The organism is Streptomyces roseirectus (assembly GCF_014489635.1).
In the GTDB taxonomy this organism is placed as follows: Bacteria; Actinomycetota; Actinomycetes; order Streptomycetales; family Streptomycetaceae; genus Streptomyces; species Streptomyces roseirectus.
In genome coordinates this window covers 7,707,308-7,720,880 of sequence record NZ_CP060828.1, presented here as the reverse complement: position 1 = coordinate 7,720,880, position 13,573 = coordinate 7,707,308, and the positions used below count along the sequence as shown (strand labels likewise).

The 13,573-nt window shown below is 73.3% G+C and carries 12 protein-coding genes and 1 pseudogene; 2 read left to right on the top strand and 11 right to left on the bottom strand.

Going from position 1 to position 13,573, the window contains the following annotated elements:
- Nucleotides 1–166: 166 nt before the first annotated feature.
- From IAG44_RS33290 to fmt, 9 genes are all read right to left on the bottom strand, one after another.
- Nucleotides 167–610, bottom strand: coding sequence for an Lrp/AsnC family transcriptional regulator (locus IAG44_RS33290; protein ID WP_187750791.1), 444 nt, complete (start codon nt 608–610; stop codon nt 167–169).
- Between the two features lie 39 nt (nt 611–649).
- Nucleotides 650–1,081 carry a GNAT family N-acetyltransferase gene (locus IAG44_RS33285; protein WP_187752945.1) on the bottom strand — a complete coding sequence of 144 codons (432 nt, stop codon included), beginning with the start codon at nt 1,079–1,081 and terminating at the stop codon, nt 650–652.
- 41 nt (nt 1,082–1,122) lie between these two features.
- Nucleotides 1,123–2,565 (bottom strand): GuaB1 family IMP dehydrogenase-related protein, encoded by a 1,443-nt coding sequence (locus IAG44_RS33280; protein WP_187750790.1) that lies wholly within the window; start codon nt 2,563–2,565, stop codon nt 1,123–1,125.
- 79 nt (nt 2,566–2,644) lie between these two features.
- A complete protein-coding gene (locus tag IAG44_RS33275; RefSeq protein WP_187750789.1) occupies nt 2,645–2,902 on the bottom strand; it encodes a barstar family protein in 258 nt (85 codons plus the stop codon).
- A complete protein-coding gene (locus tag IAG44_RS33270) occupies nt 2,899–3,276 on the bottom strand; it encodes a guanyl-specific ribonuclease (protein WP_187750788.1) in 378 nt (125 codons plus the stop codon). The genes IAG44_RS33275 and IAG44_RS33270 overlap by 4 nt, the downstream gene beginning before the upstream one ends.
- Before the next feature lie 40 nt (nt 3,277–3,316).
- On the bottom strand, nt 3,317–4,327 hold the full coding sequence (locus IAG44_RS33265; protein WP_187752944.1) for a sugar-binding transcriptional regulator: 1,011 nt from the start codon (nt 4,325–4,327) through the stop codon (nt 3,317–3,319).
- Between the two features lie 109 nt (nt 4,328–4,436).
- Nucleotides 4,437–5,117: a ribulose-phosphate 3-epimerase gene (gene rpe, locus IAG44_RS33260; protein WP_187750787.1), complete on the bottom strand. Its 681-nt coding sequence runs from the start codon at nt 5,115–5,117 to the stop codon at nt 4,437–4,439.
- Between the two features lie 148 nt (nt 5,118–5,265).
- Nucleotides 5,266–6,684: an RsmB/NOP family class I SAM-dependent RNA methyltransferase gene (locus tag IAG44_RS33255; RefSeq protein ID WP_187750786.1), complete on the bottom strand. Its 1,419-nt coding sequence runs from the start codon at nt 6,682–6,684 to the stop codon at nt 5,266–5,268.
- A gap of 454 nt (nt 6,685–7,138) precedes the next feature.
- Nucleotides 7,139–8,071 (bottom strand): methionyl-tRNA formyltransferase, encoded by a 933-nt coding sequence (gene fmt, locus IAG44_RS33250; protein WP_187750785.1) that lies wholly within the window; start codon nt 8,069–8,071, stop codon nt 7,139–7,141.
- 201 nt (nt 8,072–8,272) lie between these two features.
- Here fmt and IAG44_RS33245 point away from each other — a divergent pair, with 201 nt between their 5' ends.
- Nucleotides 8,273–8,818 (top strand): hypothetical protein, encoded by a 546-nt coding sequence (locus IAG44_RS33245; protein ID WP_187750784.1) that lies wholly within the window; start codon nt 8,273–8,275, stop codon nt 8,816–8,818.
- A 595-nt stretch (nt 8,819–9,413) separates the two neighbouring features.
- On the opposite strand, the gene IAG44_RS33240 is transcribed toward IAG44_RS33245, so the two are convergent.
- Nucleotides 9,414–11,564 (bottom strand): primosomal protein N', encoded by a 2,151-nt coding sequence (locus IAG44_RS33240; protein WP_187750783.1) that lies wholly within the window; start codon nt 11,562–11,564, stop codon nt 9,414–9,416.
- Nucleotides 11,565–11,625: 61 nt separating this feature from the next.
- On the opposite strand from IAG44_RS33240, the pseudogene IAG44_RS33235 reads away from it, so the two are divergent.
- Nucleotides 11,626–12,206, top strand: a pseudogene (locus IAG44_RS33235) (hypothetical protein).
- Between the two features lie 62 nt (nt 12,207–12,268).
- Here the strand turns inward: IAG44_RS33235 and metK are convergent.
- Entirely contained in the window at nt 12,269–13,477 is a 1,209-nt protein-coding gene (metK, locus tag IAG44_RS33230) for a methionine adenosyltransferase (protein ID WP_187750782.1), read from the bottom strand.
- Between the last annotated feature and the right edge of the window lie 96 nt (nt 13,478–13,573).

Genomic DNA, 13,573 nt, shown 5'->3' with positions numbered 1-13,573 from the left:
TCACCTGGGGCGGAAGGGGTGTCGGGGGCCAGATAAGACCGTACGGTCGGCCGGGCCGGGCGGACAATAGGCACCCATTGCACACCGCTGAGCGATTCGTTGCGCAAGGGGAGGCCGGGGCGGCGATTCGTTGCGCGGGCCCCTCGACGGGGCGAGCGCAGGCCCCTCAACGGGGCGAGAACCGCCTCAGCAGCGGCGACAGCACCAGCACCGACTTCGTCCGCTCCACGAACGGCTCCCCCGCGATCCGCTCGAGCACCCGCTCGAAGTGCCGCATGTCGGAGGCGAAGACCTGCGCGACGGCGTCGGCGTCCCCGGTGACGGTCGACGCGGCCACCACCTCCTGGTACCGCTCGAGCCCCCGTCGGATCGTGTCCGGCGTGGTGTTGCGCCGGCAGTAGATCTCGACGAACCCCTCGGTCTGCCACCCCAACGCCACCGGGTCGACCCGGACGGTGAACCCGGTGATCGCCCCGCTCTCCCGCAACCGGTCCACCCGCCGCTTCACAGCCGGCGCCGACAGCCCGACGAGCTGCCCGATGTCCGCGTAGGACCGCCGGGCGTCCTCGGCGAGAGCGTGCACGATACGTTCGTCCAGGTCGTTCAACACATACCGCAGTAGACCACGCCCCGAGCCGATCTCAGCAGCTCAGCCCTCTGGTGAGGAACCGGCACGGTCGGCGTGCTCCTGGAGGCCGCCGGCCGGGTCGCGGTAGGACCACCGGTCGACGTACCGCACACCGGGCCGGTACCCGAGCCGCGCCCGCGTGAGCGCCGGTTCCTCGGCGGCCCGGATCAGCGCCGTCCCGATGCCCTGCGAGCGCAGTTCCTCGGGCCAGACGAACAGGCCGTTGATCTCGGGGCAGCCGGGGTGGGCGGCCTGCACCTCGGGCGCCTCGCAGCCGGTCCAGCGGACCTCCGCGTGCCCGACGGGCCGGCCGTCCAGCCAGGGGATCAGGTAGGTGCCGCGCCCGCCCCGCTGCCGGGCGAAGCGGGCGGGGTGACTGCCGTCGACACTGTTCGACGGCATCACCTCCTCCAGCGTGAAGAGGTCGCGGAAGCGGCAGGCCATGATCTCCATGCGCACGGCGCCAGAACGCGCCCACCCCGGTCCGCCAGCCGTCAACTCCAGCTCGCGTGCAGCGGCTTGCCCTCCGCGTAGCCCGCCGCGCTCTGGATGCCGACGACGGCCTTCTCCTCGAACTCGGCGAGGGAGCCGGCGCCCGCGTAGGTGCAGGAGGAGCGGACGCCGGCGATGACGGAGTCGATCAGGTCCTCCACGCCGGGGCGGGCCGGGTCGAGGAACATGCGGGACGTGGAGATGCCCTCCTCGAACAGGGCCTTGCGGGCGCGGTCGTAGGCGGACTCGTCGGAGGTGCGGTTGCGCACGGCGCGCGCGGAGGCCATGCCGAAGGACTCCTTGTAGAGGCGCCCGTTCGCGTCCTGCTGGAGGTCGCCCGGCGACTCGTACGTGCCGGCGAACCAGGAGCCGATCATCACGTTGGACGCCCCGGCGGCCAGCGCCATCGCGACGTCGCGGGGGTGGCGGACACCGCCGTCGGCCCAGACGTGCTTGCCGTGCTTGCGGGCCTCGGCGGCGCATTCGAGGACGGCGGAGAACTGCGGCCGGCCGACGCCGGTCATCATGCGGGTCGTGCACATCGCGCCGGGGCCCACCCCGACCTTGATGATGTCGGCGCCGGCCTCGATGAGGTCCCGCACGCCCTCGGCGGAGACGATGTTCCCGGCGACGATCGGCACCCTGGGGTCCAGCGCCCGCACGGTACGGATCGCGCTGATCATCGACTCCTGGTGCCCGTGCGCCGTGTCGATGACGAGCGTGTCCACCCCGGCGTCGAGGAGCTGCTTGGCCTTGCCCGCGACGTCCCCGTTGATCCCGACGGCGGCGGCGATCCGCAGCCGCCCCTCGCCGTCGACGGCGGGGCTGTAGAGCGTGGCCCGCAGCGCGCCCTTGCGGGTGAGGATGCCCGCGAGCCTGCCGTCCGCGTCGACGGCGGGCGCGTACCGGCGGTTCGCGCCGTCGAGCGTGTTGAACGCCTCGCGGGGGTCGATGTCCGCGTCGAGCAGCAGCAGGTCACGCGACATGACCTCGCCGAGCTGCGTGAACCGGTCGACGCCGGTGAGGTCCTGGTCGGTGACGACGCCGACGGGCCGGCGCTCCCCGTCGACGACGACCCCGGCGTTGTGCGCCCGCTTCGGCAGCAGCGCGAGCGCGTCGGCGACGGTCTGCTGGGGCGAGAGCACGATGGGGGTGTCGAGGACGAGGTGCCGGCTCTTGACCCAGCCGACGACGTCCGTGACGACGTCGATGGGGATGTCCTGCGGAATGACGACGAGCCCGCCGCGCCGGGCGACCGTCTCGGCCATCCGGCGCCCCGCGATCGCGGTCATGTTGGCGACGACCAGCGGGATCGTCGTCCCCGTGCCGTCCGGCGAGCGGAGGTCCACGGCCTGGCGCGAGCCGACCGCGCTGCGGCTGGGCACCATGAAGACGTCGTCGTAGGTGAGGTCGTACGCGGGCTTGATGTCATTGAGAAAACGCACGTACTTGATTCTCCCACGAAGGGTCCGAATCGGACTCCGGGAGAAACGTCCAGGCTGCGGGGGCGGCGTCTGGAGCTTCCTACAGGGCGAGGACGACCGGCAGGTCGGCCTCCTGGAGGACGTCGAGCGCGATCTCCCACTCCTCGGGCCGCGCCTTGGCGTACGCCCGCCAGTCCCGGACGACGACCCGCCGCCCCTCGGGGACATCACGCAGGACGTCGGCCAGCGCGTCCCAGTTGCGGCCGAACCAGTCGGGCAGGTTCAGGCCGTCGGCGAAACGGTCCATCAGGCCGGGCCTGTCGGTGACGCCGTCGAGGTCGATCACGATGTCGGTCATCTCAGTACCGTCCGGAACGAGTCGTAGTGATCATCGGTGTAGTAGATCTCGCCGCCCTGTCCCGTGACAATGCGCCGGGCGCCCCGGTCGCGCGAACCCGGGGTCTTCACCGTGTACTCGTGGTAGTAGCCGCGCTTCCGCTTCGGCAGCCGCCCCTCGAAGTTCCCGAAGACGACGCCGTCGCGGGAGTAGGGATAGGGCCCGCCCTTGTCGATGAGGGCGAGGGTCCTGCGCGCCTCGGCGGGGAGGTCGGCGGCCTTGACGGTGGCGAGGCCGGTCGCATCCTGGGCGCGGTGTTCCGACGAACATCCGGCGACACCTCCGACCAGGACCAGCAGACACAGCAACACCCGGGAGACGAACCGCAGCAGCATGACGCCGATGCTGCCACGGCCGTCACCGGGTGACCTTCTGTCAGGGTCCGTCCGGGTCGGCGCGGTTCAGCGCCGGCTTGGGGGTGGGCCCCGCCGCCATCAGGTAGTCCGCCGCCGAGGTGTCCGTGACGAGGCTGGTGACCAGCCCCGACCTGAGCACCGCGTCGATCGCCGCCGCCTTGCGCTGCCCGCCCGCGATCGCGACGACCTCGGGGATCCGGCGGAGCTGGTCGGCCTTGACGGTGATGCACCGCTCGCCGAGGTCGCGGCCGACCCGGCGTCCGTCGGAGTCGAAGAGGTGCGCGGACATCTCGGCCGCGACGCCGAGCGAGGAGTAGTGGGCCCGCTCCTCGTCCGTCAGCATGTCGTGGACCGTGGAGATGCCCGGCTCCCAGGAGCCGATGGAGACGCAGGCGACCGTGACCTTGTCGAAGTACTCGAAGGCCCGGGAGATCCCCGTCTGGCTGCGCAGGGCGGAGGCCGTGGCCGCGTCCGGCAGCAGCATGGGCGCGTAGATGGGGTGGGCGTCGCCGCCGGACACCTGGGCCGCCCGGCGCACCGCCTCCACGGAGCCGCGCTCGGCGGTGCCCGCGTCGTACACGCCCGTCAGCTGCACCACCGTGCACGGGGGCAGCCGGTCGAGGGCCGCCGCCATGTGGATGGTGGAGCGGCCCCAGGCCAGGCCCAGGACGTCGCCCTCGTCGACGAGTTCGCCGAGCAGGTCGGCGGCCACCTCCCCCAGGTTCTCGGGGTCGGGGGTCTCCTCCGCCTCGGCCGGTGACTCGACCACGACGGCGTGCCGCAGACCGTAGCGGGCGCGCAGCGCGTCGGACCGCTCGGCGTCCAGCTCGGCCGGTACCCGGATCTCGATGCGGACGAGATCCCGTTCGAGCGCGGTCTCCAGGACCCGGGCCACCTTGAAGCGGCTGACGCCGAACTCCTCCGCGATCTGGATCTTGGACTTGCCCTCCAGGTAGAAGCGGCGGGCCATGGCCGCCGCCTGCACCAGCTCCGCGGGTCCCATCCGCATGGCCGAACGGCCCGCCGACATACCCGACACGGCGATCTCCTCACTGCTGTTTCACACTCTGGATTCGCCGTTCATCCTCGCAGATCCGGCGGTCTTGATCAGCCCGGAAGGGCTGCACTACGGGGTTCGTTCACCTGCCCGTGGCCCGGTGGTCGCACGCGGCCTCGGCCTGGGCGCGCAGACCGCGCACCGCGGCGGCCGGGTCCTCGGCGCCGTACACGGCCGAACCGGCGACGAAGACGTCCGCGCCGGCCTCCGCGCACCGTTCGATGGTGCCCGCCGAGACACCGCCGTCGACCTGGAGCCAGAGGTCGAGGCCGTGCTTGTCGATGAGCTGCCGGGTGCGGCGGATCTTCGGCAGCATGATGTCCAGGAACGCCTGGCCGCCGAAGCCCGGCTCGACGGTCATGATCAGCAGCATGTCCAGCTCGGGGAGCAGGTCCTCGTACGGCTCGATCGGCGTCGCCGGCTTCAGGGCCATCGACGCCCGGCCGCCCTTGGCGCGGATCTCGCGGGCCAGGCGGACGGGGGCGGCGGCGGCCTCCACGTGGAAGGTGACCGAGGAGGCGCCGGCCTCGATGTACTGCGGGGCCCAGCGGTCCGGGTCCTCGATCATCAGGTGGCAGTCCAGCGGGGTGTCCGTCGCCTTCGCCAGCGACTCCACGATCGGGACGCCGAGCGTGAGGTTCGGGACGAAGTGGTTGTCCATGACGTCGACGTGGAGCCAGTCGGCGCCTTCGACGGCCTTGGCCTCGTCGGCGAGGCGGGCGAAGTCGGCGGAGAGGATGCTGGGGTTGATCTGCACGGCCATGGGGCTAGCCTCCCACGTCCGGGCCGGGCGGGGAGCACCGGTGGGGGAGGTGGGGAGACTTTAGTGCGATGATCTCATTTGCCTCGCCTTTACTCTTTCGTACGATGATCCACTCGGCCGGTGCGCTCAGCCGGTGCGGCGGATCGGGTCAGCCGGTGCGGCGGATCAGGGCCAGGTACATCGCGTCCGTGCCGTGCACATGCGGCCACAGCTGGACGTCCGGCCCCTCCCCCAGCCCCGGCACACCCGGCAGCAGGGGGCGCGCATCGATCAGGTCGGCCCCCGGGACCTGCTTGAGCACGTCCGCGACGACCGCCCGCGTCTCCGCGAGGTGCGGCGAACAGGTCGCGTACCCGACGACCCCGCCGACGCGCACCGCCTCCAGCGCCGTCCGCAGCAGCCCCCGCTGCAACGGCCCGAACCCCTCAAGATCCTCCGGACGACGCCGCCAGCGGGCCTCCGGACGGCGGCGCAGGGCGCCGAGGCCGGTGCAGGGGACGTCCATCAGCACGCGGTCGAAGACGCCGGGGCGCCACGGCGGACGAGTGCCGTCGGCCGTGATGACCTGGTACGGGCCCGGGTTGCCGGCCAACGCCTTCGCGACCAGGCCGGCGCGGTGCGGCTGCTTCTCCGACGCCAGCAGGGTCGCGCCCCGCTCGGCGGCGAGGGCGGCGAGCAGCGCGGCCTTTCCGCCGGGTCCGGCGCAGCCGTCGAGCCAGCGTGCGTCGGGGCCGTCCAGGGGGGCGTTCGCCAGGGCCAGCGCGACCAGCTGACTGCCCTCGTCCTGCACCCCGGCCCGCCCCTCGCGCACGGCGTCGACGGCTCCGGGCTCCCCGCCCTCCGTCAGCCGCGCGGCGTACGGCGACCAGCGGCCGGGGACGGCGGCGTCCTCCGCCAGCAGCTCCCGGACGTCCGACCTGCCGGGCCGCGCGACGAGGGTCACCTCGGGACGCTCGTTGTCCGCCGCCAGCAGCTCCTCGATGCCGGCCCTGCCGCCGCCCAGCGAGTCCCACAGCGCCGACACGACCCACCTGGGGTGCGAGTGGACGACGGCCAGGTGGTCCTCGGGGTCGTCGTCGTAGGGCGGGGCGACCTTCTCCACCCAGCCGTCCAGGTCGTCCTGCGCGATCTTCCGCAGCACCGCGTTGACGAACTTGGCGCGGCCGTCGCCGAGCACGACACGCGCCAGCTCGACGGACGCGGAGACCGCGGCGTGGGTGGGGATCCGGGTGCCCAGCAGCTGATGGGCGCCCAGGCTTAGGACGTCGAGGACAGGGGGGTCGACCTCGCGCAGCGGGCGGTCGATACAGGCGGCGATGACCGAGTCGTAGGTGCCCTGTCGGCGGAGCGTGCCGTACACCAGCTCCGTCGCGAGGGCGGCGTCACGCCCGTCGAAGTCGCCCTTCTCCCGGGCCTTCCTGAGCAGCGGGGGCAGCACCAGATTCGCGTACGCGTCCCGCTCGTCCACCGCCCGCAACACCTCGAACGCCAGCATCCGGACGGGGTCCTTCTTGGGCCGCCGGTACGGCTTGCCGGTCTTGTGCGGGCGCGCAGAGGTCTCACTCACGAAAAAGGTGCTCCGGTTTTCAGGACGGGGGATGCGCCAAGCCTACGCCGCCGACGCGCCCCGCCCACAGCCGCGACCGGACCCCGCCGACCCGGACCCACCCACACCCCTCCGCGACCGCGGGCGACCGTGTCGTGCTCCTTCGGGCTCTTCGAGCAGGGAGCACCCCCAGGCGGTGATGCCCCGTCGGGTGGTGTGACCGTGCGGGGCCGTCGGTCTCGCCCCGGAGCCGAGGCGGCTGCCGCGGGCCCGCCTGCCCGGCCGCGACGCGTGCCGTCCACAGGCGCCGACGCGCCGATGCGATCCGCCGGCTCCGCGCCGGCACACCACCCAGCGAGACATCACCCCCCAGGCGGCACGGGCAGGCGCGGCGGCACCCCGTCGGCGCGGGCAGGCGACGAGGCCCCCGTCCAGCCACCCCGTACCCGACGCCCGGCCGCCCACCGGACCCGCGCTACAGCCCCAGCGTCTCCCCGTCCGCCCCCCGGACGCCCCGGGCCCAGTCCGCGGCCCGCATCGGCTTCTTGCCCTGGGCCTGCACCCACAGCAACTCGACGGCGTACGAGCCGGTCCCGACGTACACGTTGTTCTTCCCGACGGCCAACTGCCCGGGGGCGAGCCCGTTGCGGTCGGGCAGCGGGGTCACCTGGATCAGCTTCAGGCGCTCGCCGCGGAACGTGGTCCAGGCGCCGGGCGCGGGGGTGCAGCCCCGGACGACCCGGTCGACGCGCAGCGCCGGGGCCCGCCACTCGACGCGGGCGTCCTCGACGGTGATCTTCGGCGCGAGGGAGATGCCCTCGGCGGGCTGCGGCACGGCGTCCAGCGTCCCGTCCTCGATGCCGTCCATGGTCGCCGCGAGCAGGCCGGCGCCGGCGAAGGCGAGGCGCGTGAGGAGATCCCCGCTGGTGTCGGTGGCCCGGACCTCCTCCGTCACGGTGCCGTACACGGGCCCGGAGTCGAGCCCTTCCTCGATGAGGAACGTGGACGCCCCGGTGATCTCGTCCCCGGCCATGATCGAGTGCTGCACGGGCGCGGCACCCCGCCAGGCGGGCAGCAGCGAGAAGTGCAGGTTCACCCAGCCCCGGGCGGGCACGTCGAGCGCGACCTTGGGCAGCAGCGCCCCGTACGCGACGACAGGGCAGCAGTCGGGGCCGATCTCCCGGAGCCGGTCCAGGAACTCGGGTTCACGCGGGCGCGCCGGCTTCAGCACCTCGATCCCGGCCTCCATGGCCCGCTCGGCCACCGGCGAGGCGACCAGCCTGCGCCCCCGCCCCGCCGGCGCGTCCGGCCGCGTCACGACCGCGACGACCTCGTGCCGCCCGGAGTCGATGAGCGCGTCCAGAGCGGGAACGGCGACCTCTGGGGTACCTGCGAAGACAAGCCTCATGGAACGGCGGAACCTCTCGGACGAGACGAACGGACACGGCCAGCACATCAGTCTAAGAGCCGGGCTCGCGGCACGGGAAAGCGAGCCGGGGGGCGTACGCATATGCCCATACGCCCCCACCCCGTGACCCGGGGAGCGAATCCGCGTTGGTCAAGAAAGAGTTGACCCCTATCTCTTCACGCCGGTTCGAGAGGCTTGTTCATGGCCGACCACGCAACCCACGACGCCCAGGCTCGGGCCAGCCTGCACTTGCTGGTGCGGGACATCGAGCGGGTCCGCCGCCAGGTGGACGCACTGCGCACGCTCACCGCCCAGCTCGGCAACGTCTACCGCCCCCGCCGCTCCGGCCCCTCCACGGGCTTCGTCGTCTACGGCCGCGCCCCCGCCCCCACCGTCCGCCTCGCCCAGGAACTCCGGGACAGCGTGGAGACGCTGGTGACGGCGGCGGTCGAGTTCGACCGCTCCCTCGGCTTCTCGTGGGACGCCGTCGGCTCCGCGCTCGGCGTCACGAAGCAGGCGGTCCACCGTCGCTACGGCGCCCGCCGCACGACCCCCGCCTCGGCACAGGACGCGACGGACCTCGCCCCGGAACCGGCTCCCGCCCGCACCCTCAACGTGGGCGGCGGCATCACCACCGTCCCCACGGTCCCCGCGGCCCGCTCCATGCCCACCCAGCCGACGGCGGGCAGCCCTTCCCTCCGCGAGGACCCGCGCACCCCCACCTTCCCCAGCCCCCGCAACGGCTGACCTCCCACCCCACCCCCCTCTGCCCTCTCGCCGATCCCGAGGGGGCAGCGGCATACCGGCTGGGGCGAGACCCCAGCGGCGCGGAGCCGGAGAGGCGCGAGATCTCAGCGGCGCGGGACAACACCGGCCGACGGCTCCATCGCGGGGCATGCCCGGCCGGCCGCAACGCGCCCACCAAGCTCCGTACGCGCCTGCACCCGAGAGGCGCGGGGCTGTATCGATTCGCGGACCCACCGCAAGGCGTGCCCAGCCACGACGAACCCGCAGCCACTGATCCACGCACACCTCCACGCACCTCAGGGGCGCGGGGCCGTATCAATGCGGCTACCGCCGCGCAGGCGCGACCAGCCACAACGCACCCGCAGCCACCGACCCACGCACACCCCCACCCACCTCAGGGGCGCGGGGCCGTATCAATGCGGCTACCGCCGCGCAGGCGCGACCAGCCACAACGCACCCGCAGCCACCGACCCACGCACACCCACCCACCTCAGGGGCGCGGGGAACTGCGCGAACAACCACGACGCACCCGCACCCGCCCCGCGCACCGCCCCCACCCACAACCGGCCGCGCCACCACCGGCATCCCCCACCCCTCACCCGATATCCGCCGGATCCACCCGAACCCAAACTCTCCCTTCCTCCCCCCCGCTCCCCCGCCCCATCCTCGCGACCTGCGCCGCCTTCAACGCGGAGGCCAGCGCCCCGCCCCGCCCCGGCGGCACCCGGACCAGCGCCCGCTCCCACCGCTCCCCCGGCGGCGGCCCACCCACCCGCCGAGGCCGCCCGGCGGGAGTCACCGGCACGGGAACGGGCCCCAACACCTCGGCCTCCGGGGGCAGTTCGGCGACGGCGAGGAACGCGGCCACCGCCTCCGCCCGCCCGGACACGGAGGCCATCCGGGAGACCGGCGGAAACCCCAACTCGGCGCGTTCGGCCAGCTCCCGCACGGCATGCCCCACGGGATCCCACCGCACCAGCGCCTGCACGGCCCGGAGTGTCGGCTCGGCGACCACGACGACGGTCCCCCCCTCCTCCTGCCCCCGCACCAGCGAGGCCGCCGCGATCCACCGCCGCAGCGCCTCCTCACCGGCGCGCAGATCGGGCCGTCCGAGCATGGCCCACCCGTCGAGCAGCAGGGCCGCGGCGTATCCCCCCTCGGCGACGGGCTCGGCCCCGGGCGTGCTCACGACGAGCGCCGGCACCCCCGGCACGGTGTCGAGCACCTGCTCCCGTCCGGACGTCCGCACCGGCACGGTGGGAAACGCCCGTCCCAGCTCCTCGGCCGTCCGCCGGGCCCCCACGACCTGGGCCCGCAGGCGCACGCCCCCGCACTCGGGACACCGCCAGGCCATCTCCCCCCGCCCGCACCACCCGCACGCGAGCCCGCCCCCGTCCTTCCCCTCCAGCGGCCCGGCGCAGTGCCGGCACCGCGCGGCCTCACGGCACTGCGCGCAGGCCATCCGGGGCACGTACCCCCGACGGGGCACCTGTACCAGCACCGGCCCGTCCCGCAGCCCGTCCCGCACGGCCTGCCAGGCGAGCGTGGGCAGCCGGGCCGCCCGCGCCGCCTCGTCGCGCGCGAGATCCTGGTCCCCCACGGTCCGCACCAGCGGCGCGGCCGACCGCACCTGCTCCCGCCGCGCGACGACCGGCCGCGCCCACCCGCTCTCGACGAGCTGCGCGGCCTCCACGGTGCAGCTCCAACTCCCCAGCAGGAACCCGCACTTCGACTGCGCGGCCCGCAGCAGCAGCACGTCCCGCACATGCGGCTGAGGGGCGTGCGGCTCGCTGTGGCTGCCGTCCCCGTCGTCCCACACCACGACCAGCCCCAGGTCCCGCACGGGCGCGAACATCGCGGCCCGGGTCCCGACGACCGCCCGCACGGAGCCCCGCAGCACGGCAAGCCACTCCCGGTACCGCTTCTCGGGCCCGGCGTCGGCGGTCAGCACGGCGTGCCGCCCCGCGCCGAGGACGTCCCGCAGCGCGGCGTCCACCCGCCCGACGTCCCGCCCGTCGGGGACGACGACCAGGGCGCCGCGCCCCGACGCGAGCGTGGCCCCCACGGCTCGCGCCACCTCCTCGCCCCACCCGCTCCCCGGCAACGCGTTCCACACGGCCCGGGGCGCCCCGCCGCGCGCCAGCGCCTCGACGAACGCGGCCCCGTTCTCGTACCGCTCCCAGCCCCCCGCCGACGGCACGGCGGGCGGCGGCAGCGGCGCGGGCGAAGCCTTCCGCTCGGCCCGCGCACTGCGCGGCGGCACGGCCAACTGCACCACATCGGCCAGACTCCCGGCGTACCGATCGGCCACCCCCCGCGCAAGCGCCAGCAACTCGGGCCCCAGCACCACCTCGGACGACACCACCTGAGCCAACGCGGCCAACGGCCCGGAGTAATCGGACCGAGCCACCCGCTCGACCACAAACCCGTCGACGAGCCCACCCCCCTCACGCCGCCCGCCCCGCACCTTCCCCCGCCCCGCCCCGAACCGCACCCGCACCCGCACCCCCGGCTGCGCCACCGCGTCCAACTCGGCCGGCACCGCGTAATCAAACAACCGATCCAGATGCAACACCCCCTTGTCCACCAACACCCGCGCCACCGGCAACTCCCCCGCCAACGCGGCCCCCCGCCACGTCCCCGGCTTCGCCCTCTCCCCCTTCGCCTTCCGCACCCCCTCCCGCATCAAGGCCAACTGCTCAGCCCCCACCCCGCCCCCACTCCCCGACCCGTTCACACTGCTCACACCCCCATACATACCAAACCCCACTGACAACGCCCCCGCGCTCCCAGAAGGAGTCCGCCGACTGCCCGATATCACCGCGCTGCGTGACCACTGCCGCTCGCTGGCTGTCCTGGAGGCGATCCTGAGTCCCGAGTGGGCCGATCGCTGCCACTCGTTCGACACGAACTGGTCGGAGAGCGAGGAGACGGCGTCGATGCGCAACGGCTCGGGGGACGAGTACTCCATCGTGTTCTCCCGGGCCGGCGCCTACGTGCGCGGCTTCGCCCACGAATCCCCCATGAGCCCGTACCAGAACGACGGCCCGTGGCCGGGCGTCCTCGACCAGGTCCCCGAGGCGTTCGCGCCGTACCTCGGGGAGCCCTCGTTCACCGACGAGGACGGCATGCCGGTCGTCACCGTCTGCCTTTCGACGGGGACCCCGACGGCGCCCGGTACCTGTTCGCCCTGCTGGTGGACCGCTCTCCGGAGGCGTTCCAGGAGTGGGCGGAGGACTACTACGAGACCGAGGTGGACCTGGACGCGATACGCCACGTCCTCGCCTCACGCCCCCTGACCGAGGACGTCGTCGCCCGGCTGAACTCCGAGGCCGACCTCGCCGGTCTGGCCAAGGAGCTGGCCAAGGCCGGTTACCCGCGGGCCTGAGACACGCCGAAGGCCCGGCGTTCCTGGAGAGGAGCGCCGGGCCTTGCGGGAAAAACGGGGGCCTACAGGCCCGCGGCCTTGCGCAGCGCGTCCACCCGGTCCGTCTTCTCCCAGGTGAAGTCGGGCAGCTCACGGCCGAAGTGGCCGTAGGCGGCGGTCTGGGCGTAGATCGGCCGCAGGAGGTCGAGGTCGCGGATGATCGCGGCGGGACGGAGGTCGAAGACCTCGTCGATGGCCTTCTCGATCTTGTCGACGTCGACCTTGTGGGTGCCGAAGGTCTCGACGAAGAGGCCGACGGGCTCGGCCTTGCCGATGGCGTAGGCGACCTGGACCTCGCAGCGGGAGGCGAGGCCCGCGGCGACGACGTTCTTGGCGACCCAGCGCATCGCGTACGCGGCGGAGCGGTCGACCTTGGACGGGTCCTTGCCGGAGAAGGCACCGCCGCCGTGGCGGGCGAAGCCGCCGTACGTGTCGATGATGATCTTGCGGCCGGTGAGGCCGGCGTCGCCCATCGGGCCGCCGATCTCGAAGCGGCCGGTCGGGTTGACCAGGAGGCGGTAGTTCTCGGTGTCGAGCTTGATCCCGTCGTCCAGCAGCGCCTTCAGCTCGGGCTCGACGACGAACTCGCGGATGTCGGGCGCGAGCAGCGACTCAAGGTCGATGTCGGAGGCGTGCTGCGAGGAGACGACGACCGTGTCGAGGCGGACGGCCTTGTCGCCGTCGTACTCGATGGTGACCTGCGTCTTGCCGTCGGGGCGCAGGTAGGGGATGGTCCCGTTCTTGCGGACGTCCGAGAGGCGCTTGGAGAGGCGGTGCGCGAGGAAGATCGGCAGCGGCATGAGAGTCGGCGTCTCGTCGGACGCGTAGCCGAACATCAGGCCCTGGTCGCCGGCGCCCTGCTTGTCCAGCTCGTCCTCGTCGCCCTCGACCCGGGACTCGTACGCGGTGTCGACACCCTGCGCGATGTCGGGGGACTGCGCGCCGATGGACACGGAGACGCCGCAGGACGCGCCGTCGAAGCCCTTCTTCGAGGAGTCGTAGCCGATCTCCAGGATCTTCTCCCGCACCAGCTGCGGGATCGGCGCGTACGCCTGGGTGGTGACCTCACCGGCGACGTGCACGAGGCCCGTCGTGATCAGCGTCTCGACGGCGACCCGGGACGTGGGGTCCTCGCGCAGCAGCGCGTCGAGAATCGTGTCGCTGATCTGGTCAGCGATCTTGTCGGGGTGACCTTCGGTCACGGACTCCGAGGTGAACAGGCGACGGGACACAACGCTCCCTGTGGTTGCAGCGGCTGCTGGCTGATCATTGGCGGACGACGCCGGGAGCTGCGCCCGGTGCGGTCCGGGAACAGCTTATCGGTCGTC